Annotated in this window: 16 protein-coding genes, 1 pseudogene and 1 other annotated feature; all 17 genes and pseudogenes read right to left on the bottom strand. The window is 37.8% G+C overall.

Annotated features, from left to right (window positions below; genetic code table 11):
- Positions 1-139: 139 nt before the first annotated feature.
- The 17 genes and pseudogenes from NP781_RS15105 to yihA all read right to left on the bottom strand — a co-directional run bounded on the left by NP781_RS15105 (position 140) and on the right by yihA (position 22,377).
- A complete protein-coding gene (locus tag NP781_RS15105; protein WP_257520267.1) occupies positions 140-1,399 on the bottom strand; it encodes a bifunctional folylpolyglutamate synthase/dihydrofolate synthase in 1,260 nt (419 codons plus the stop codon).
- Complete coding sequence (locus NP781_RS15110) at positions 1,396-2,676, bottom strand: bifunctional folylpolyglutamate synthase/dihydrofolate synthase (RefSeq protein WP_306832410.1); 1,281 nt, start codon at positions 2,674-2,676, stop codon at positions 1,396-1,398. The genes NP781_RS15105 and NP781_RS15110 overlap by 4 nt, the downstream gene beginning before the upstream one ends.
- 134 nt (positions 2,677-2,810) lie before the next feature.
- Complete coding sequence (locus NP781_RS15115; protein WP_016991882.1) at positions 2,811-3,209, bottom strand: hypothetical protein; 399 nt, start codon at positions 3,207-3,209, stop codon at positions 2,811-2,813.
- Positions 3,210-3,475: 266 nt separating this feature from the next.
- Entirely contained in the window at positions 3,476-6,121 is a 2,646-nt protein-coding gene (locus NP781_RS15120; protein WP_221680888.1) for a valine--tRNA ligase, read from the bottom strand.
- A gap of 81 nt (positions 6,122-6,202) precedes the next feature.
- Positions 6,203-6,460: a binding site (T-box leader), on the bottom strand.
- 273 nt (positions 6,461-6,733) lie between these two features.
- A complete protein-coding gene (locus tag NP781_RS15130) occupies positions 6,734-7,498 on the bottom strand; it encodes a valyl-tRNA synthetase (protein WP_255601109.1) in 765 nt (254 codons plus the stop codon).
- A gap of 80 nt (positions 7,499-7,578) precedes the next feature.
- Positions 7,579-8,025 carry an SRPBCC family protein gene (locus tag NP781_RS15135; RefSeq protein ID WP_221680889.1) on the bottom strand — a complete coding sequence of 149 codons (447 nt, stop codon included), beginning with the start codon at positions 8,023-8,025 and terminating at the stop codon, positions 7,579-7,581.
- A 545-nt stretch (positions 8,026-8,570) separates the two neighbouring features.
- Entirely contained in the window at positions 8,571-9,863 is a 1,293-nt protein-coding gene (gene hemL / locus NP781_RS15140; protein WP_054550021.1) for a glutamate-1-semialdehyde 2,1-aminomutase, read from the bottom strand.
- Positions 9,864-10,844 carry a porphobilinogen synthase gene (gene hemB / locus NP781_RS15145; RefSeq protein WP_004226631.1) on the bottom strand — a complete coding sequence of 327 codons (981 nt, stop codon included), beginning with the start codon at positions 10,842-10,844 and terminating at the stop codon, positions 9,864-9,866.
- Positions 10,841-11,602, bottom strand: coding sequence for a uroporphyrinogen-III synthase (locus NP781_RS15150; protein ID WP_257520269.1), 762 nt, complete (start codon positions 11,600-11,602; stop codon positions 10,841-10,843). Before NP781_RS15150 ends, hemB begins: the two co-directional genes overlap by 4 nt.
- Positions 11,592-12,524 carry a hydroxymethylbilane synthase gene (hemC, locus tag NP781_RS15155; protein ID WP_221680891.1) on the bottom strand — a complete coding sequence of 311 codons (933 nt, stop codon included), beginning with the start codon at positions 12,522-12,524 and terminating at the stop codon, positions 11,592-11,594. Before hemC ends, NP781_RS15150 begins: the two co-directional genes overlap by 11 nt.
- A gap of 18 nt (positions 12,525-12,542) precedes the next feature.
- The gene (locus tag NP781_RS15160) at positions 12,543-13,370 is read right to left on the bottom strand and encodes a cytochrome C assembly family protein (RefSeq protein WP_004226624.1); all 828 of its coding nucleotides are present in this window, start codon (positions 13,368-13,370) and stop codon (positions 12,543-12,545) included.
- 182 nt (positions 13,371-13,552) lie between these two features.
- A pseudogene (gene hemA / locus NP781_RS15165) lies at positions 13,553-14,916 on the bottom strand (glutamyl-tRNA reductase).
- A 197-nt stretch (positions 14,917-15,113) separates the two neighbouring features.
- Entirely contained in the window at positions 15,114-18,032 is a 2,919-nt protein-coding gene (locus NP781_RS15170) for a vWA domain-containing protein (protein WP_257520270.1), read from the bottom strand.
- Positions 18,033-18,050: 18 nt separating this feature from the next.
- Complete coding sequence (locus tag NP781_RS15175) at positions 18,051-19,499, bottom strand: S-layer homology domain-containing protein (RefSeq protein ID WP_257520271.1); 1,449 nt, start codon at positions 19,497-19,499, stop codon at positions 18,051-18,053.
- A 182-nt stretch (positions 19,500-19,681) separates the two neighbouring features.
- Entirely contained in the window at positions 19,682-21,343 is a 1,662-nt protein-coding gene (locus tag NP781_RS15180) for an epsilon-toxin family protein (RefSeq protein WP_257520272.1), read from the bottom strand.
- A 143-nt stretch (positions 21,344-21,486) separates the two neighbouring features.
- Positions 21,487-21,660: a YjfB family protein gene (locus NP781_RS15185; protein WP_257520273.1), complete on the bottom strand. Its 174-nt coding sequence runs from the start codon at positions 21,658-21,660 to the stop codon at positions 21,487-21,489.
- 135 nt (positions 21,661-21,795) lie between these two features.
- A complete protein-coding gene (gene yihA / locus NP781_RS15190; protein WP_004226613.1) occupies positions 21,796-22,377 on the bottom strand; it encodes a ribosome biogenesis GTP-binding protein YihA/YsxC in 582 nt (193 codons plus the stop codon).
- Between the last annotated feature and the right edge of the window lie 3 nt (positions 22,378-22,380).

Below are 22,380 nucleotides of genomic sequence, written 5' to 3' on the forward strand. Positions count from 1 at the left end.
CCACCTATCTATGCCAACATCATATGATATTATATGTACATTCCAAAGGGTAAATGCGAATTTATTATTTTTTGATACGGAACTCATTGCAATCCTAAATTTGCAGCCATAAAAAAACTAGGACTCCCTATCAAGAGCCCTAGTTATTGCATTGTTTCAATCTATGACGAACCTCTGTTAATAAATATAACGATCCTGCTACAATGGTTCTCTGCTGTCTATGTGATTGTGCCTGTATAAAGGATGCATAGTCAACCAAGGTTGTTTTCGATGTTGCATGAGAAAGTTTGGCCATTTGATGGGCTGGCATTGCTCGTGAATTAGCAAAATCAACGAAGTAAAAGTCATCACTCACCTGCTCTAGAAGCCCGAGAATCTGCTGAACATCTTTATCTGCTAGTATGCCAACGACAAAGGTTATCTGCTCATTTGGATATTCACACTGAATCGTTTCTACTAATTTTTGAGCACTTGCAGGATTATGTGCACCATCCAATATAACGAAAGGCATTATTTCTTCAAAGCGTCCCAAAATAGAGGCCTTTTGCACAGCTTGACGAATAGCTGTTTGATCAATAGACACGCCTAATACTGACGCCACTTCAAAAAATGCTGTAATGGCGAGAGCCATATTGTTCCCCTGATGTGCCCCCTTCATAGCACGTTTCAGGTTCGCTATTTGGAACTGCTGTACGTCATTTATATAGCTTTCTCCATCAGTTGTCGGCTTAATGGAAAAATGCTGACCTAATGCAAATAGAGTGGCTTTTTTTTGATTGGCTACTGCCTCCACAACTCGCTTCGCCTCACCCGGCAAATCACCAATAATAACTGGACGTTGTTGTTTAATAATACCTGCTTTATGGTGTGCAATGCTTTCAAGTGTACCCCCTAAAAACTTTGTGTGTTCTAAAGCAATACTTGGGATAATAGAGACAATGGGTATTACCACATTTGTGCTATCCAATAAACCACCCATTCCCGCTTCAATCAGCGCAATATCCACCTGCCCATTGACAAAATGTAAAAATGCCGCCACCGTCAGCAATTCAAAATCGGTTAGTTTGCCACTCAGCCCAGCCTCATGCATCTGTTGAAAAACTCGATCCATTTCAGCTTCTTTAATAGGTTGACCAGCTATTTGAATTTGGTCATGAACATCAATGATACACGGTGACATAAATTTGCCCACGCGTAAGCCATGTTCTTGTGCAATTGCCTCTAGAAATGTTAACGTAGAGCCTTTGCCATTTGTGCCTGCTAAGTGGACGACACGTAAAGTTTGTTCAGGATTACCTACTAATGATAAAGCCTCTTCAATCGCTGTAAGACCTGGTTTAATTACATCATCACTTTTAACCTGCCATTTCTCTTTATAATGATCAAAGTTTGGGATCATTGTCCTTCCTCCTGTAGCCACTGTCGAGCTTGTGCTATAAAGTATAATGAGCCTGTAATGACAACAATATCCTCTTTTTGGCGTTCTTGTAATACTGTTTGAAGGCTTTTTAGCCATTCTGTATGAACCGTTTTATTTGCATGTGTCGACAACATCGCTAAGCTTTCAGCAGGCATTGCATTCGGTAGGTCTATTTGTGTAAAAGTGATCGAGGTGGCAACAGTATCCATTAGTTCTATACTGTTGGCATGATCCTTGTCTGCTAATGCCGCATAAATAAAGTGATAATGGTTTCTTGGATAGACATTTTTTAGTGTTTGGATAAGAGCAGCTGTCCCCTCGGAATTATGAGCACCATCTAGCACAATTTGATTTGGCCATTGCTCAAAGCGGCCTGCCCATTGCGCGCATTGTAGACCTTGACAAATAGAATCATCAGCAATGCCAATTGCCCCCTGCTCACGTAATGTTAGCATGGCTGTGATTGCCAAACTTGCATTATTTATTTGATGTTGACCAGCCATTTTTAATGGTATATCCTTCATCAAGACAGGGGCCTTTTCATATGTAAAGTGCTGATAGTCAGCACTTTGCCAACTATTTGTCACCGTGAAGTCTTGCCCTAAAACTAAGCATGATGCATGTCGTTCCTCTGCAGTAGCTTTAATGACAGCCAATGCCTCCTCATTTTGAACACCTACAACAACTGGTATGCCTTCTTTGATGATGCCAGCTTTTTCAGCGGCAACCTTTGCGAAGGTGTCACCTAAAAAGGCTGTATGCTCTAGCGAAATCGTTGTAATAATAGATATAAGCGGTCTTACTACGTTTGTCGCATCCAAACGTCCTCCAAGCCCTGTCTCAATAAGTGCAATATCTACTCCTTCATGTGCAAAATATTGAAACATAATCAGTGTAACTACCTCAAAAAAGCTTGGAAAATCGCCATTGTAGTGTTCTTCTATAATTTTCGCAAGTTTATTGAAATAGTAGAGAAATTGCTCATCCGAAATTTGGCGGCCGTTAATGGTCATACGTTCATTGACTCGCTCTAAATGCGGAGACGTAAATGCCCCTACAGTGTAGCCTGCATGTTGAAGCATTTCTCTTAATGCGTTCACCGTAGAACCTTTACCATTTGAACCTGCTACATGGATTACTCTTAGCTTGTTGTGAGGTTCATCTAAATGCCCTAGTACTTCTCGCATAAGGACAAGTGGCGCACGTTTATGATCAACTGCTTTTAATGTAAAAATAAATTTTGTACATTCGTTCATTGTGTTAAACAAAAGAAACACTCCTTCTTACTGCAATATCTTTATTTTAGTACAAGTAACGTTTAATAACATAGCAAAATGACAAAATACAAAAAACACGCAGCTAGCAACTGCGTGTTCGTATTAATATTATTTTAGTGTACTTTATGAGCACCTAATAAAGCACCCATATTATTTAAAATAGTTTTTGCATCACTATTTAATAAAGGATGAACATCTGGGCGTTGCACTAATTCAAAAGCGTTTTTTAACGTTCTTTTTAGCATCGATATATCAAAATCTGAGCAATACTCATTAATTTTTTGGATTGTTAATAAATCAGTCCTTGATAATTTAATGCTATCCTGCTGAGGATTACTATTTGCTAATATGTGCTTAATCAGGACACGGCCACTTGTATTCAATAAACGATAATACTTTGCTTCGGATAATTTTAAGAGATTTGTTTCGATCAATACTCTCGCACTTACAAAGTCTAATTCATCACATGCTTTGTTGACTTTTGTAATAATGGTTGCAATATTTCCTGACATTCTCAACACCTCCATAGGCTCTTATTTTCTTTACTAACAAAGACTGTCTATCTAAAAAACCATCCATTCTCAATTTCAGATTTGGTTTTTCACGGCTAATTAACAATGAAATTAGGTTTTGTTTCCTATAAGTTCAGTGCTGAACATCATCTATTAGACCAATTTATTTAAAATAATACTACATATTTTTACCTAATTCAATGTATATCTTTAGCTCTATATAAAAAAAACAATGGATGACTTTTTCGTCATCCATTGCTTCATCTTTACATATTTTTTAATTCTTCTAAACGTTTTAAAACAACTGCATGCTTGCTTTCGTAATCTGCTAATTTCTCACGTTCTGCGTTGACTAACGCTTCCGGTGCTTTCGATACAAACTTCTCATTCGATAATTTACCTGTAACCAGCTTTACTTCTTTCGCCCATTTCTCTAATTCTTTTTCAAGACGGGCAATTTCTTCCTCTAGATTGATTAGTCCAACAAGAGGTAGGAAAACTTGTGCTCCTGTCACAACAGCCGTCATTGATTGTCCTGGAGCCTCTAAACCTTCACCAATTGTTAAAGTGTCAGGATTACAGAATTTTTCTAGATATGCTTGATTCTCTTCAAGTACAGCTGCTGTTGCTGCATCTTTCGCTGAAATAAACAACGGTACTTTTTTGCTCATTGGTGTATTTACTTCCGCACGAATATTACGTACTGAACGTATAATATCCATTAGGAGCTTCATATTATCTGCTTCATCAGCAAAATGAAGATCTGTGCGTACTGTTGGCCATGCTGCCACTGTAATAGATTCACCTTCATGTGGTAAGTGCTGCCAGATTTCTTCTGTAATGAAAGGCATAAATGGATGTAATAGACGCATTGTTTGATCTAGTACGTAAGCTAAAATAGAGCGAGTTGTCTTTTTAGCTGCTTCATCCTCACCGTAAAGAGGTAATTTTGCCATTTCAATATACCAAGAACAGAAATCATCCCAAATGAAATTGTATAGTTCACGGCCAACTTCACCGAATTCATAACGCTCTGCAAGAGAGGTAACGCGTTCAATCGTTTCATTTAAGCGCGTTAAAATCCATTTATCAGCGACTGATTTTTCACCAGTTAAATCGATCTCATCATATGTCATTCCATCCATATTCATAAGCGCAAAACGTGATGCATTCCAAATCTTATTGGCAAAGTTCCATACTGCTTCTACTTTTTCAGTTGTATAGCGTAAATCTTGACCAGGTGATGAACCAGTAGCTAAGAAGTAGCGTAATGAATCTGCACCGTATTGTTCAATGACATCCATTGGATCAACACCATTGCCAAGTGATTTACTCATTTTACGCCCTTCACCGTCACGTACTAAACCATGAATTAGCACATCTTTAAATGGACGTTGATCTGTAAACTCAAGACCCTGGAAAATCATTCGAGAAACCCAGAAGAAAATAATATCATAGCCTGTTACTAATGTATTTGTTGGATAGTAACGTTTATATTCTTCATTTGCTTCATCTGGCCAACCCATAGTAGAAAACGGCCATAGTGCTGAAGAGAACCATGTATCTAGTACATCTTCATCTTGCGTCCAGTTTTCTGCATCTGCTGGAGCTTCTTTACCTACGTATATTTCACCTGTTTCATTATGGTACCAGGCTGGGATTTGATGGCCCCACCATAATTGACGAGAAATACACCAATCGCGAATATTCTCCATCCAGCGAGAATATGTGTTTTCAAAACGAGCAGGAACAAAGTTTACTTTCCCTTCTTCGTCCTTTTGTAGCTCTAGGGAAGCATCAGCAAGTGGTTGCATTTTAACGAACCATTGTGCTGAAAGATATGGCTCAACAACAGCACCAGAACGCTCAGAGTGTCCTACTGAATGCATATGCTCTTCAATGCGAATTAACACACCTGCTTCTTGTAAATCAGCAACAATTTGCTTACGGCATTCGAAGCGATCCATTCCTTTATATTTGCCCGCAAGATCATTCATAGTACCGTCTTCATTCATTACTAGAATGCGCTCCAGATTGTGACGATTACCCACTTCAAAGTCGTTCGGATCATGGGCTGGTGTCATTTTTACAACCCCAGTACCAAATTCCATATCAACGTACTCGTCAGCAACAATTGGAATTTCGCGACCTACAATCGGTAAAATAACGTTTTTACCAATTAAGTGCTGGTAACGCTCATCGTTCGGGTGAACAGCTACCCCAGAGTCACCAAGCATTGTTTCGGGACGTGTTGTAGCAACTTCTACATAGCCTGAGCCATCAGCTAATGGATATTTCATATGATAGAAGGCACCTTGCACATCCTGATAAATTACTTCAATATCAGACAATGCTGTTTTTGCTGCTGGGTCCCAGTTGATAATACGTTCACCACGATAAATTAAGCCTTTTTCATATAACTGAACAAAAACTGTTTTTACCGCGTCTGAAAGACCTTTGTCTAATGTGAAACGTTCACGTGTATAATCTAATCCAAGACCAAGCTTTGCCCATTGATCACGAATATGTCCAGCATACTCTTCTTTCCATTCCCATGTTTTTTCAAGGAATTTTTCACGTCCTAAATCATAACGTGTAATATTATCCTCACGCAGCTTGGCTTCTACTTTTGCCTGTGTTGCAATACCCGCATGGTCCATACCTGGCAACCATAGGGCATCATAGCCTTGCATGCGTTTCATACGAATGAGGATATCTTGTAATGTTGTATCCCAAGCATGACCTAGGTGTAATTTACCTGTTACGTTCGGTGGTGGAATAACGATTGAATAGGGTTTTTTCCCACTTTCAGGCTGTGCCTCGAAAAACTTCCCTTGTAACCACCATTCATAGCGACCAGCTTCAATGGACTGTGGGTCATATTTAGTTGGCATTGAAATGTTTTCTGTCATATTGACTCCTCCTATTGTTTGAAAACTGTTGGTAAAGAAATACTATTTATTTTTTTACCCAATAAAAAAACTCCTCTCGTCTAAAAGGACGAAGGAGTTTTAGTTCGCGGTACCACCTTTAATTCCAGCAGGGTTAAGATAAATGTTAAATGACATATTTTCTCAGCCTATTCTACTGGCTCTCAATTCGGTAACGGTGTTTAACCGGCTTTAACTACTATTAGTTCACTAAAGCTGCTCAAGGGCTACCTTCAATTCCGTACAAATAGAAACTTCTCAGCTACCGTTTCCTCTCTGAAAATGTAGTCAAAATTTACTCTTCCCTATCATAGCATCTGTATTTGATTTTCCTTATTGTACCGCAGGATCGTGTCATTTTTCAAGTGATTTAGTCATCTTTTAGTAAGAGAAAAGTAAAGAGAAAAGGAAGTGACAATTCAAATGCGACGACGCAAGTATAACCCTTGGCTTTTACCACCCTGGCTACGACAAGTTCGTTTTTATTGCAGAACCATTATCGTGCCGATTTGTGCTTTTCAGTTTATCCGTGTCATTATTGTGCCAACATCAGGTGATTTAGTCTTCTTATTACTCCTGCTACTTCTCTGCTATTTACTTTTGAAAGACATCATTTGAAACACGAACTTTAAGCGGTGTATATTCTTCTGTTAGATCCCAAATCATAGAAGGCACTTCATGCCAAGTACTGGATTCACGTACAACAATATGGCTTGAGGATTCTCTTAATATAGCTTTTTGGTTAACTGTTGTAGAATTCTCTTGGCGTGAAGCTGCTGCTACTGCGGCAGGTTGTTTCACTTGAATACTTTCTTCAATTACAGCCAATGTCTCCTCTTGTTCGAAAGCATGTGTTGATAGGTGCGGATTGTCTAACACATCTTTTTCAACAACAGGTTCATATTCATTGAAAGCACTTGTGACTGTCCACTCAAGCTGACACACCTGATTTGTCAGACTAGGGCGAATATCCTTGACCATTAAATCTTTGACATCGGATTCTTTTGGTAAATCCACATGTAAAGGAACGGCATACTCAAAATAACCAGTATCTCCTTGAATATCAAGAGCATCAATTGTAATTAAATCTTCATTTTCTGCAAATGCTTGCATATCTTGAAAATCAAAGCGAACGTGTGCGGTGATATGATAGATGCCCATAAGTCGCAAAGAATCCTCTAACTGCATCGCCTGCCACTGTGGCTTAATTTGAACAGCTGCTATTTCAGTTGGGCAGCCATATCCAGGAAAACAAAATGTTTCGCGCATATTCCAAGTTTTGTGTTCGATAATAATCCCTCCCTTTGCATCATATGACGATTTGAAGGATAGTATGCGAGGATGTTGCCATTTGAACATAGTCTAAAATAGATACTACTAAAAAAATGACATGCTAGAAGTAATAGTCTAGCATGCCATTCCCATGGATGTTGGTATCATTAAACATTTACTAATTTAATTTTATTAGCCACACGATCTGTTAACATTTGTGTTGCCTTTGGTACGATCGGTTTAAAAATTGGATTTAGAACAGGGCCAGCTAACCCGCCCGCAACGACTTCTAAGAATCCTGTCATTTTAGTATTTTCAGCGTCGATACTTTCTGCGAGGAAATAGCCATTTCCTGTGAAGTTATCAGAAAGCCCCTTTAATTCAAATGTAACTTTAGATGGTGCTAACCATTCTAAGATTGTAATTTCTACTTCAACTGTTTTTTTCAAAACGCCAACATTGCCTTTAAAAGTCCAAGTGGAGTGTTTCTCATCAATCATTTCATGTGCATTATAACCAGGGACAAGCTTTGCCCATTTTTCCATATCACTAACGAAATCCCATACATGTTCAATCCCTACGGGTACTTCGACCGTGTGTGTGCCTGTTGCCATATCAATTCACTACTTTCTTTTATGAATAGCTATATTATAAACGATATCGCCCACAATTTGGCTATGCTGAAAGATGTAATTTTGACAAAAGCAGGTCCTTCATCCAGTATAGTTGAGCTTACTTACTAGTAAATATATGCTATTATTCCTTTTTGCTCATGTATTCCTCAAGCACTATAATGCTATCTGCTTAATCCATTAAAAAAGGTAATATCAACGTAGAAAAAGCAATTTTGCAAGGCGAGGGTTGTTTTTCGTTCCACCAGCGAAGCTGCTTCACTCACTGCGTTCTTGCACCTCTCCATAAAATGAATAGTGAACACATTCACTTTATGAAAACCTTTGCTATAAAGAAACATTTTTATGGGTTGGAGTGGAGGATGCTTGACTCCCATAGGATAGCTAAAGAGGTGAGGCCACAGGAGAGCAAGTAGCCTACAGAGGAAAACATTTTCACTTCCCGCAAAAATTCTAGTAATGGTTTTGTTTTTTAACAGCAGAAGAGCATGCTAGAAATAATTCTAGCATGCTCTATCAAATTAATTTTATTGCGCTAATTGCGCAAATACTTTATGGAATGCTGCCACCGTTGTCGCAATGTGCTCTTCCGTATGAGCTGTTGAGATGAATAGTCCCTCGAATTGAGAAGGAGGTAAGAAAATACCTTCCTCTGCCATTAGACGGAAATACTCAGCGAATAATTGTAAATCTGATGTTTTAGCAGAAGCAAAATCAATGACATCTTCATTCGTGAAGAAGAAGCCAATCATAGAGCCTGCACGATTAACAGTGTGCGGGATATTATATTTAGTTGCTGCTTCACGGAAACCAGCCTCAAGCTGATCTCCTAATTTTTTAAAGTAATCATACGTACCATGATCTAAACGTGATAACGTTTCATAACCGGCTGTCATCGCTAACGGATTCCCCGATAATGTTCCTGCTTGATAAATTGGTCCAGCTGGTGCTACTTGCTCCATAATTTCTTTTTTCCCAGCGAATGCACCTACAGGGAGGCCACCTCCGATTACTTTACCTAAAGTAGTCATATCAGGCGTTACCCCAAAATACCCTTGTGCACAGCCATAATCTACGCGGAAACCTGTCATGACTTCGTCAAAGATTAATAATGCACCGTGCTCTGAAGTAAGCGCACGCAAACCTTCTAGGAAACCTGGTTGTGGAGGTACAACACCCATATTTCCTGCGACTGGCTCCACAATTACTGCAGCTAACTCTGCGCCAAATTTTTCGAAAATTACTTTTGCCCCTTCTAAATCATTATAGGCAACTGTCAACGTATTGCGGGCGATATCTGCAGGTACTCCAGGGCTATCAGGTAGGCCTAATGTGGCAACACCAGAACCAGCTTTAATCAATAAGGAGTCACCGTGACCATGATAAGACCCTTCAAACTTTAAGATCTTATCACGACCTGTAACACCACGCGCTACACGTAATGCAGACATAGTAGCCTCTGTTCCTGAAGAAACAAAGCGAATCATTTCCATTCCTGGTAGACGGTCTAATACTAATTGAGCTAAGCGATTTTCAGTATAGCTTGGAGCACCGAAGGAAGAACCCTTCGCAGCTGTATCTGCAATTGCTTTCACTACCTCGGGATGTGTATGTCCTAAAATTAGCGGACCCCAAGACAATACATAATCAATATATTCATTGCCATCAATGTCTTTAATGATTGCCCCATGGCCAGATTCCATGAAAATCGGGTCCATATTTACTGATTTGAATGCACGTACTGGGCTACTTACACCACCCGGCATTAATTGAACAGCTTCAGCATAGGCTTGTTTTGATTTTTCGTAAGAACGTGTCATTTATTTCTCCTCCAACCAACGTGCAACATCTTTTGCATGATACGTAATGATTAAATCAGAGCCTGCACGTTTCATGCCTAATAATGTTTCAAGCACAACTTTTTTCTCTTCAATCCAACCATTTATAGCAGCCGCTTTAATCATTGCATATTCACCTGAAACATTATACGCAACAAGCGGTAATGGATAGTTATTTTTCATGTCTCGAATAATATCTAAATAGCTAAGGGCAGGCTTGACAATTAGGAAATCTGCGCCCTCTTCGATATCTGACTCTGCCTCACGGAATGCCTCTAGACGATTTGATGGATCCATTTGGTAGGATTTACGATCACCAAATTGCGGAGCACCATCTGCAGCATCACGGAAAGGTCCATAGTAACTGGATGCATATTTAACTGCATAGGACATAATCGGAATATGTTCAAAACCAGCTTCGTCCAGACCAGCGCGAATTGCCGTTACAAAGCCATCCATCATATTAGATGGAGCAATGATATCAGCGCCAGCTTTTGCTTGGGATATCGCCGTGCGGGCTAAAACATCTAATGAAGGATCATTCAAAATTTGATCACCCTCAATTAAGCCACAATGTCCATGATCTGTAAATTCACATAAGCATGTATCCGCGATGACTAATAACTCAGGATGACGTGTTTTAATGAGTCGAGTCGCTTCCTGCACAATGCCATGATCATGAAATGCACCCGTTCCAACCGCATCCTTTTCAGCTGGCAAGCCAAATAAAATAACCGCAGGAATACCTAATGCTACAACCTCATCCACCTCTGCCTCTAATTTATCCAATGAAAATTGAAAAACGCCAGGCATTGAATGTACTTCATTTTTAATATTTTCGCCTTCTATTACAAAAATAGGATAGATCAGGTCCTCTTTATGTAAGTATGTTTCTTTTACCATTGATCGCATCGTTGCATTGGTACGCAAACGACGGTGTCTTTGAAATTGTAGTTTTGTCATGATTTGTCCCCTACTTTCATAATTTCTTCGATGACTGCTTGCATTGTATAAACACTTGGCATAATATCCACAGTAGCGCCGTATTGTTCAAGAGCTGCTTCCGTAATATGGCCAATGGCTGCAATGTGAGCTGCTTCCCAGCCAATATGTGGCACAACCTCCATTGCATAAACGTCAACTGCTGAAGGACTAGCAAAAATCACTGTAACATCTTGATGTTGCTGGATGCAATTGACAATAACAGATGTTTGATCATGTCGTTCTATCGTTTCATAGACTGTCCATTCTTTTAATTCAAAAGGCAATCCATCCTTCAACGTACTTTTCGCCTTTTCTCCTCGAATAAACAGACATCTCGGATGATTACCCGCTACACTCGGAAATTCTTTAACGAAGATATCAGCACTAAATATGGAAGGCATAAAGCTCACTTGAAATCCTAAATTTTCCAGCGCTGTTGTTGTTTTAGTTCCAATAGAAGCTATTTTTCCTTGGAAGTGACTCGCATTAAATTGATGTCGAAGCATTTTACTAGCAAAAGCTTCTACAGCATTTTGACTAGTAAAAATCAACCAATCATATTGCTTAACGCGATTCAATAGTTCAGAATCCTCGCTATCTAATCGTTCACAAGTTTCAATTAATGGGGCTACGATGGCCTGTCCACCTAAAGCTATTATATTTTCGACAATGGTTGTTGTCTTAGATGTGCCTGTTAAAAGTATGGTTTTACCCTTGAGAGGTAAATTACTCGGCATCTTGCTCTGCCTTTACACGCTGAATTAAATCGAAAGCACCTTGTTCTGTTAAAATAGCAGCTAGCTCTTCTCCAATTTTTTGTGCATCTGTACCGACTACTGTTTCTTTATAGACAACAGATGCGTCTGGAGCAGCAACAAGGCCTGTTAATGTAATTTCTTCCCCATTTGAAGTGGCATACCCAGCAATCGGTACTTGACAACCACCATCCATTGCAGCCAAAAATGCACGTTCTGCATGTGCTTCTTGCCATGTAAATGAATCAGTCAGTTTACCTAATTCGGCTAAAAGCTCCGCATCATCGGCACGACATTCAATGCCTAGAGAGCCTTGCGCTACAGCCGGTAGACATTGTTCTACAGGTAAAAACTCAGTGACTACATCATCACTCCACCCAAGGCGTTTCAAACCAGCCGCTGCTAAAATAATGGCATCATATTCTTCTGTTTCAAGCTTAGCTAAACGTGTATCAACATTTCCACGAATCCATTTAATTTCGATATCAGGACGTACTGTTAAAAGCTGTGCACTACGACGTAAAGAACTTGTCCCAACGACTGCTCCCGCAGGAAGGTCAGCAAATTTAACATGCCCTTTCGAAATAAATGCATCACGAGCATCTTCACGTGGTGGAATACAACCAATCACTAGCCCTTCTGGCAATACAGCAGGCATATCTTTCATAGAATGAACAGCAAAGTCAATTTCTTTATCGTAAAGGGCTTGTTCAATTTCTTTTACAAACAACCCTTTCCCGCCTACTTTTGAAAGCTGTACATCTAAAATTTGGTCACCTTTTGTTACAATCTCTTTTACTTCAAATTCGAATGGTGCACCAGCCGCTTTTAATTCATTAATGAACCAATTTGTTTGCGTTAGCGCTAGTTTACTTCTCCTAGAACCTACAATAATTTTTCTCAACTCTCTCCAACCTTTCTTCTAATACCATAAATGGAATCTCGATAAACTACTCCCTAAGAAGAAGTTTACAACAACTAATAGATAGGCATAAATATGTACCCATGCATAAGTTGTACCTGTCAGCTTGCTTTTGCGATTCACATATAGGATAAAACAATACAAAATTAAAATAATGAAGGACCCTATGATTTTCGCATCGAAAATCGAAAGACTCTCTAATGTTAATAGTGCCCATTCAAACCCTAATATTAAACTTATAAATAACATCGGAATTCCAATAAAAAATGAAATATTCATCCAGCTGCTTGTCTGCTGCAAGGAAGGCAATCTAGTCCATAAATGCGACCACTTTTTCTTTTTCAGCAATCGATATAGAACGAGATACAAAATGGCAAACACAAATGTTAATGTAAACGCTGCATAAGACAATATTGCAAATGATATATGAATAAAAAGCATCTCCGAAATTAAAGTATCCCCGACAGCTCCTGTAGGACGTTTCGGCATAAAAGTAAATATACTAGCGAATAAGAATCCTAGTATATTAATAATAAACACAGGTAAATCCACCCTTGCTATGCAATGAAGGATAATGGATAACGTCACGAGTAACCAGGAATAAAAAAGTATTCCCTCAGACAAGGATAAAATCGGAAAACGCTTCGTTTCCACAAACGTTAAAATGATAATGGCACTTTGAATCATCCATACAAATGAAACAAGCCAAAAAGCAATGCGTCTTGCACGTACTTGCTTATAAAAGTAATCAGTAAAGTAAAAAACTAGACTGATCGCATACAAGACGATCATCACTTCATACAGCCTCGTCATGGTCAAATCAGCCAATAGACATCCCTTCTTTGTCGTGAAATTAATAAACTATTCTAGCATAGAAAACAAAAAAACGTTTTCGTATCCTTAGTTTACCATACAGATACGAAAACGCCTCATGTAATATCAGTAGAAAATCCAATTGCGCGTAACACCCATATACAATCACAGCTTTCTACGTGAGCGCAATAGATAATTTAGAAAGAGTACTTTGGTTCAGTAGAAGTCTGAGATACCTGTGCGCGTTCTTTGCGCTCAAGCTCTTGCTTTGTCATCTCATGAACTTCAGCTTCCACAGCATCCTCTATACCAAAAATTTGTTGGAATAAACGTAACTGTTCATTTGCTTTTGGAGAATTAGCCATTTCTTTAGCTTGCAAGATTGGCTCTTTTAACAATTGATTGATAATAGATTTTGTATGTTTGCTTAAAATTTTACGTTCACGTTCCGTTAAATCTGGCATTTTATTTTCGATACTTGTCATAGTCTCTTGTTGAATACGATTTGCCTTTTTACGTAATGCGGAGATGACTGGCACTACCCCAAGCGTTGCTACCCAGTCTTTAAATTGCACAACTTCGTCGCCAATCATATTAGTAATATCAGCAGCAGCACGTTCACGCTCTGCTAAGTTCGCTTCGACAATACCTTGTAAATCATCAATATCATATAGGAATACATTTGGTAGGTCGCCAACTCGTGGGTCAATATCACGAGGAACCGCTATATCTACCATGAATAATGGTTTTCCTTTACGTAAACGTTCCACGAATTGCATTAGCTCGTAATCAATAACATAATCAGTAGCACCTGTTGAAGTAATTAAAATATCCGCTTCTAACAAAGAACATTGTAATTCCTTCATTGATTTAGCTTCACCATGGAATTTAGCTGCTAAGCTTTCTGCTTTTTCAAATGTACGGTTAATGACAGTAACTTTCCCTACACCACTACCGTAAAGGTTCTCAATTGCAAGTTCCCCCATTTTACCTGCACCTAAAATAGCTACATGCTTGCGTTGTAATGAGCCAAAAATTTTCTTTGCTAATTCTACAGCAGCATAGGAAACGGATACCGCATTCTCACCAATCGCTGTTTCATTATGAGCACGCTTTGCAAATGTTACTGCTTGTTTAAATAGCTGATTGTATACCGTTCCTGTTGTGCCAATCTCTTGTCCACTTAAAAAGCTTTTTTTACTTGCCCTAAAATTTGTGTTTCACCTAGAACCATTGAATCAATTCCAGCTGTCACTTTAAATAAATGTTCGATTGCCTCATCTTCTTCACGAATCGTTAAATACGAAGAAAATGTCTCCACAGGTAAATCAAACCAGTTTGCTAAAAATTGTTTCACAAAATGACGTCCAGTATGCAATTGATCCACAACAGCATATATTTCTGTACGATTACATGTCGAAACAATTACGTTCTCTAATATACTTTTTTGCTTTTGCAGCGCTTCCATTGCTTGTGGCAGTTCACTCTCAATGAATGATAACTTCTCACGTATTTCAACAGGCGCTGTTTTATAATTCAAGCCTACTACGATGGTATGCATGAATAACACCTCACACGTTCTAATTCACAAATCTCATTATAGCACAGTTCGACAAGAGTTCATCAATAATTTGTGAACATGTCATGAAGAACTGCAATTCGTCATCTACATTAGAATTATTATAAACTAAGTGTAACAAATTATACGTGTTGTTTCAAATTAAAAAACTGCCCCCATCATCGGAGGCAGTTTTCTCATTAATTTGTTATTGTAACAGTCTTTATTGCAATCATATTTCCATCTTTATCGTATGCTATAAACTCAATCTCATCATTGACTTTAAAGTCCTGCATCGTTTGAACAGTTTTTGTTAACATATACACTTGATCACTACGCTTTTGCAAATCAAACTGGACATCTCCACTGATTGAATTAAAACGTACATTCATCTTCGCAACGTTTTGACAGTTACCATCAACTCGAGCACTCATTGTAATATAACCTTTTCGTAGCGAAACACTTGTCTCTTCAAATAAATCTTCTGGATTGATACAGCTCGAAGCTTGCGTTTTACATAAAATTGTATCAATTAACTTCTGGAAGACTTGATGCAATTGCATATTATCAATTGCATGGAAGTACGTTCCGCCCGTTTCTGAAGATAATTGCATTAAAGTGGCGTCATTTACTTGTGATTTTTTGCCCATACTTACTGTATATACTTTGACACCTTGCTTTTTCGCTTCATTTATAACTTTTGTCATTTTTGATTTACTTGTTTTACCATCAGAGACAACAACAATCGCTTTGGATGTTTTCGAATCATTCGAGAATTTTGTTAAAGCAATATCGATGCCTGCAAAAATATCGGTTGCACCCTTTTCTTTCGATGCTTTATAAAGATCTTTTTTCAACACATTTTCTGTTGTGCCTTCTCCAAGTACTGTTGCTTTTGTATTGGTTTCAATGACTATGTTATTTTTAGCCTTTAATTGATTGATTAGTTCAATCATTTTCTTCCCACGATAATTTGTTGGATCAACAGCTTTCATGGAAGAAGAATAATCCACTACATAGGCAATTTCAGTTGCTAAAGAACATGAATTTTTACTGAAGTATGGATTCGTGAAAATATCTTTCGTCACTGTTTTATCTTTTAAACCCTTCAAGGACGTTGCATAGCGAGGGTCTATTGGATTGACAAGTCTTGCTTCCACTTTAGATTTCCCATATATAACTGAATCAAAGTAGGCTACAGCAGTACCTGGATTTCCTGTATTATTTAATGGATCAGAAGTGTTCGTAATGAATGAAGCTGTTTTTTCTACTCCGTCATACTTAATTTTAACTGTCCCTTGATAATCTGTAATAGGCTCTCCACCAGGACGCACTAAAGTCACCATTACTTTTGTATAACGATCTTTTCCTGATGGTCTTGATGCCGCATCCGCACTTTCCTTTAGTGCCTCAACTCGTTTTTTAAAGGCCTCTACTTGTCCAAGTAATTTACCGCCTTGGTATTTTAATAATACCGTACGGTCATAGTTACTTAAGTTTGTGAAGATCGAATAAATCTTCATAACACTATCATAATGTTCTAATGTTAAATCTTTTTCGTCTGGCATTTCTTTCATAAGCTGAATAATGGCGCCGACTGGATTAATGTTCTCTACCTGTGAGGCAATATCATCGTCAATGCCCTGAATGCGATAAATAGGACGACCATCGTCAGCAATTAAATACATTATTTCCGTTTTAGCTGGCGTCGTAACAGAGTTTTCAAAACGTGTCTTTAAAAGTTCCTCAAATAAGTAAACAGAAATATTATAGTTTTCAAATTGAAGAATAGCATTTTCATAACCTAATGCCGGATATTTAGGATCAGAACCACCGTAACGCAAATAGATGTTTTGCACATTTCCTAAAACGTCTGTCACATTTGTTTGCTGCCCAATACTAAATAATTTTTTATCTGAATTAGCATTGAGAGGAACTGGGCTATAAACATCAATTAAGTTTTGCGTAAAGAACTCTGGAATATCTTCACTTTTAGGAAATTCAGGAATCACGCTACCATTATCATCTGTATTTGCTGGGTCGTATACTTGGTAATCAATACGTAATTCAGGCTGTGGTGCATAACGCACTTCTGCGTTTAGTTTCTCTCCAACAAGACACTTCATTGCTGGGTCCGTATTATTAATCAGTTCAAAAGTTATTGTATCACGTACTGATTTAGTTAGTTTTGGTGCTACCACTATAGCAGATACAGTTGAACCATCTGATTGGACAATGTCAACTGCTTCACCTGAAGTATCAACAATATTTCCGTAGGATGCCTTCACGCGGAATGAATAGGATTTATCATCAGCGATAGGATCACCATTACAAGCCTTTAAAGACACTGTAACTAGTGTTGTATCCACATTATTTGCAATTAAATCAGGCTTTTCCACCACGATACTCTGCAATGCATTATTAACATTATTTGGTCCAGTAAAATCATTTGAATTATCCTTTGGCTCTTCAAAATCAGCACTACTAGATCCCATAAAACCAGGAGGTAACGTAATACTATCATTATCACGACCAGCTGGACTACGTTTTAATCCTTGTACTGCGAAAGTGCTATTTTGAACAGCACGATAGAAAAATACAGCAACATCACCCCGTGTTAATTTTGTGGAAGGATTAAAGCTAGCAAATGTGTTTTTGCCTGTAGAACTTGTAGATAAATCATTTGAATATAAATATTGAACTGCCTGTGGCTCATCTAAATCTAAGCCTTTAAAAGCCGCGTAGATTTGGGCAAATTGGCCACGAGTTACAGCTTTTGTTCGATTCGTATTAACATGTGTACCGTTAAATGGTAAATAAAAATCACTATAGAAATTATAAGCAACACTATCTATATAAGATAAAGCATAGTTCCGATCTAGTTTGGCAAACATCAGAACAAGATCGCGATCTGTCACTTGATCATTTGGTAAAAAGTTACTTGCACTATTTAAGGACATCAGGTCATTATCGACCGCCCATGAAATAGCTTTATAATTATTGCTATTTGTTGGAACATCTCTAATTGTTGGAGCTGCTTGCGTAACAGTAGGTGTAGCTGTCATCAGTAGAAGCATGAAGCAAAGCATAGCAAGCAATGCTTTTTTTACATAGGTCATTTTTGTTCCATCCTTTCTTTAGTTAAAGAACAATATGTCATCACGATAGTTTTGTTTTAAGTCATCCTCTAAATATTTCAAGAATCGTTCTAGAACAACTGACGCCTCTGCACGCGTTAGCGGTTTATTTGGATTAAAACGACCAGCAGAATCACCAATCATTAAGCCAAGTTCATTCGCTATATAGATGCCATCTCTCGCATAATTTGGAATCTGTTTGTCATCTGTAAATTTAGTTAAGTAACCAGGATCAGGTGCTCTATTTTCTAGTCCTAAGGCACGGACAAAGATAGTTGCAGCCTGCGCTCGATTAATCGCATTATCTGGCTTAAAGTAGTCAGCTGATACACCTTTAATTATCCCTTTATTTAACGCTGATTCAATATAGCCGTAATCTTTGATAGAACGCTTCAAGTCTTTAAAAACACTTGTAGTAGGTGTCTTTTTTGATTTCTTTTCTTCAAACACACGTAAATCAACCGCTTTACCAATAGCCGTCGTAAAATCAATACGTTTCATTGGTGTATTAGGAGAAAAGAAGTTACTTGAATCTGAGTAAATACCTAAAGAATAAAGTTTTTCAATTGCTTCTTTCGCATAATGGGTTGTTAAATCTCTGAATTTAGGAATGATCAGACGTTCAATTGTCGGCATGTACTCTGTATCTAAATCAAGTGTACCCTTTTGTCCTGAAGATAGGTCGTATGTATATTCAGAAATAACATCCTTTTCACTTACGACTGCATATCCACCTTCAAAACTCCCTAAGCTACCGAGATTTTCCTCATAATTTAAAACACGTGATTTACTTGTAGATAAACGATTTTTCACATGACTTGTTTTACCATCACTATAGGAATAAACAGACTCCGTAATTTGAGTTTCTGTCGCACCCCAGAAGTTCTCATAGCCTGCATGTCGACTATCTGTTTCAATTGTTACTGTGTTTTGAACAGCATTTTTTCCTTTTCCTGTTTCAAAAGCATAGGTTTTTCTAGAAATAATATTTCCTGAGTAATAATCAGAGGCTGCACGATTATCAGTAACTGTTCCTTGTGAAAATTGATAATCGACTAAGGAATAAGTAATGGCGCCAATTGTAATTTTTTCCGTGTATTTCTTCACTTCACCATTGGATGTTTTTTGACCAAGAACTGCATAATCCACTACATCAGATTCATAGGCAATATTTCTTGTCAATGTAGCGCCATTGTTTGCTGTTAACTTCATGCTATACGTTTCAGTTAATTTACCTTTGGATTCTTTTTGTGCAATTTTAATATCTTTGCTTGTCCCTTTAAAAATAACAGGTGTCCCTGAAAGGAACACAGCTTCTTCATATGTATATTCATTTTTTACTGCACCTGTTGTTTCTAATGAAGCGGCTGATGCATTGAATGGAATAGTTGTTCCAATCAAAAAAACAGCAAGGACTAGAAACATGATTTTAGATAATTTTTTTTGCATTCGCTTTTCCTCTCTTTCACTGTGCATTTGCGTGCATAATGAAGCTTGTTTCTAATACCACTAAAAAAATCTGCTTGTCTTGCGAATGTATACACAATTTAGCCTATTTGAAGTATCTTCCTTATCTTTAGCTTATGAAACATATTCGCATAAGACTCGCAGATTTTTTTAGTTTAATATTGCTAATCTACCAAAATAAAATGAGCTTTAACAAATCGATCTGATAATACAACTAAACGATCAGATGGCTGTAAGTCAGAAGCTTGAATCACCTTACCTGCTTTAATCAGTGTCGCTTGGTCAATATTCATATTAACCATTTCACCCGCTTCATACCAACGACCATTTTGCCATTGACTAACACTCTTGACATTAATGACTGCAGGATACGTAGATTTCACAGACTGTAGTTTACCTGCGAGCATTAGAGGGGCAACAGGTTTAGCCTTGTCTAAAATATGAAGAGCTTGTACATGGCCTTCCTTCACATAGAAATAACCATAATCTCCCTCAGATAAGTAAAGTTCAATATCTGGCATGACACTATACGTTTTATTGCCGTCATCTACCATAGCTTTCGTTGAATTACTAACCGACAGTACAGTACGATCTGCTTTCTTGAAAACATTCGATTCAATCTTCATCGCATCGTCAATTTCAATTACATATCCATCAGCTTGAGATAAGCGTCCATAATATAATTCATGACCTGCCAGATTAGGTGACATGAAGCTATCACTTGTAACTTGTACTACTTGGGCATAGTGATCACGAGTAGCCCCATCAGCCACGACAAAAGCAGTACCATATGCCATAAGACCAGTAGGTTCAATTAATCGTCCATTTCGAATTAAAATAGTCCCATTATGGAAATACATTGTTCCTGCTGTTTTCAATTTCAGTAGTTGGTAATCTGTATCAACAGACAGCATTGGTTCGTAATATGTTCTTTCATTATTTTTCAATACAACAATTTTCTCGATTACTTCCTTACCAAATTGTTTAACGGTCGCATAGTATGCTTCGCTACCTATATAATTTTTCAGCTGACCTTTCTCGATTTTCGTATTCCCAACATGGATTGGTACTTTGGATGTAAAAGGCATAGTTGAAAGATCATTTGTTGTTTGAGAGCCAAATTGCCAGTTAACAAAGGCATGCTGATTTTTCACGGTAAGCTTGTTAGCATTAGGATTGACCGCTTGTATCTCGCCTTTATATAAGTTTTCAACGAGCGTACCTGTTTCACTGATAGCTACCTTTGATATGACTGAGGAAGTTTTATTTTTGAAACTTAATTTAACTCGATCCCCAACGTATAATGCACTAATATCTGTTGCAGAAGAACCTTTTTGATAATTGGTTTCTTTGTTTAAATAATATGTCGTTTCTGCGCCAACATCTGGTTTTACCATGATAAATAAACCATTTGGATCAATACTCGTTACGACACCAGCAGTTGTTTTACCGTTACTGCTTCCTGTTGATGGTACATTTGTTTCTGTTGGTGTATGAGAGGTACCGCGAAGTTCAACAACACTTCTGAGAGAAATTTCAGCCTCGACTGCCATCCCCATCTTAAAACCCTCAATCGTTGTAGACGTATTATTAATATATAATCTAGTATTTTTATTAATATTAAACGTTACTGTTCGTCCACGATCATTTTCCAATGTAATTTTACTAAGTTGCTTTTCTATCGTACCATCTGGCTTCGTATATTCTGAAAACGTTACATCAACAAATGTCCCTGTCACTAGTTGGGCTGCTTTAGCAGATTGATTAAAGGAAAAACCAACTATCATCAGTAACGTAATCATCAGTATGTATAAATATTTTTTCAAAAAACCTGCCTCCTTACTAATTATTAGTATATCGTATTATTGGTAGTTTTTCTTATTCGAAAAGTTACATTTTAGGCCTTCTTGAATTTATTTCTAAAAACAAAAGTTGAGGTAGCTTTTAACTTCAAGCTACCTTGCCTACTTCATACCTGAATATCAATTGTATGTCCGGCTGTTGGATGTGGAGCATCTAACATTTCAACTAACTGTTCTGTATTTTGCTGTTGCATTTCCATTGCCTGTTTCGTAACAGCTAAAGATACATTTTGCATAAGTGTTGATTGGTTCATTGCCATCGATAAAGCTGCGATATCCATCTAGTCCACCTCCTATCTAATTTATCGGACAAATAGTTACATCATCAAGTATTTTCCCTAATTTTCTACACCACTCGATTGAAAATACAAAAACATCTATTGTCCTAACGCTTTAGATACAATAGATGCTTTTTACTACATTTTATTTTCGATTGTTTTCCATGCTTCCTCAAAGCCAAGTCCCGTTTCTGAAGAGAAGACAATAAGAGGATCACTTTTTTCCAACTCCAATGTCTCTTTGACAATTTTCTTATGTTTATCCCATTTACCTTTTGGAATTTTATCTGCCTTCGTTGCAATGACAATGCAAGGAATATTGTAATGCTTTAAAAAATCATACATCATACGATCATCAGCTGTTGGAGGATGTCGCAAATCTATAATTTGTACGACTGCTTTTAACTCCTGGCGTCCTGTAAAATAGCGCTCGATCATTTTTCCCCATGCCTCACGCTCTGTTTTAGAAACCTTTGCATAACCATACCCTGGAACATCTACAAAAAACAGTTGCTCTTCAATCTTATAAAAGTTAAGGGTTTGTGTTTTACCAGGCTTAGATGAAATACGTGCTAAAGCTTTACGTCCGATCATTCGATTAATGAAGGAAGACTTTCCCACATTCGAACGACCTGCTAATGCAAATTCTGGCAGTCCATCTTCTGGATATTGGTCTGGTCGTACCGCACTAATGACCATTTCGACATTATGGACTTTCATTTT

Origin of the sequence: Lysinibacillus sp. FN11 (genome assembly GCF_024628845.1) — a bacterium.
Taxonomy (GTDB): Bacteria; Bacillota; Bacilli; order Bacillales_A; family Planococcaceae; genus Lysinibacillus; species Lysinibacillus capsici.

What these genes read in the sequence shown, in the direction of transcription:
- NP781_RS15105 (WP_257520267.1), bottom strand. Translation starts at nt 1,399, where the DNA reads ATGATCCCAAACTTTGATCATTATAAAGAGAAATGGCAGGTTAAAAGT.
- NP781_RS15110 (WP_306832410.1), bottom strand. Translation starts at nt 2,676, where the DNA reads ATGAACGAATGTACAAAATTTATTTTTACATTAAAAGCAGTTGATCAT.
- NP781_RS15115 (WP_016991882.1), bottom strand. Translation starts at nt 3,209, where the DNA reads ATGTCAGGAAATATTGCAACCATTATTACAAAAGTCAACAAAGCATGT.
- NP781_RS15120 (WP_221680888.1), bottom strand. Translation starts at nt 6,121, where the DNA reads ATGACAGAAAACATTTCAATGCCAACTAAATATGACCCACAGTCCATT.
- NP781_RS15130 (WP_255601109.1), bottom strand. Translation starts at nt 7,498, where the DNA reads ATGTTCAAATGGCAACATCCTCGCATACTATCCTTCAAATCGTCATAT.
- NP781_RS15135 (WP_221680889.1), bottom strand. Translation starts at nt 8,025, where the DNA reads ATGGCAACAGGCACACACACGGTCGAAGTACCCGTAGGGATTGAACAT.
- hemL (WP_054550021.1), bottom strand. Translation starts at nt 9,863, where the DNA reads ATGACACGTTCTTACGAAAAATCAAAACAAGCCTATGCTGAAGCTGTT.
- hemB (WP_004226631.1), bottom strand. Translation starts at nt 10,844, where the DNA reads ATGACAAAACTACAATTTCAAAGACACCGTCGTTTGCGTACCAATGCA.
- NP781_RS15150 (WP_257520269.1), bottom strand. Translation starts at nt 11,602, where the DNA reads ATGCCGAGTAATTTACCTCTCAAGGGTAAAACCATACTTTTAACAGGC.
- NP781_RS15170 (WP_257520270.1), bottom strand. Translation starts at nt 18,032, where the DNA reads ATGACCTATGTAAAAAAAGCATTGCTTGCTATGCTTTGCTTCATGCTT.
- NP781_RS15175 (WP_257520271.1), bottom strand. Translation starts at nt 19,499, where the DNA reads ATGCAAAAAAAATTATCTAAAATCATGTTTCTAGTCCTTGCTGTTTTT.
- NP781_RS15185 (WP_257520273.1), bottom strand. Translation starts at nt 21,660, where the DNA reads ATGGATATCGCAGCTTTATCGATGGCAATGAACCAATCAACACTTATG.
- yihA (WP_004226613.1), bottom strand. Translation starts at nt 22,377, where the DNA reads ATGAAAGTCCATAATGTCGAAATGGTCATTAGTGCGGTACGACCAGAC.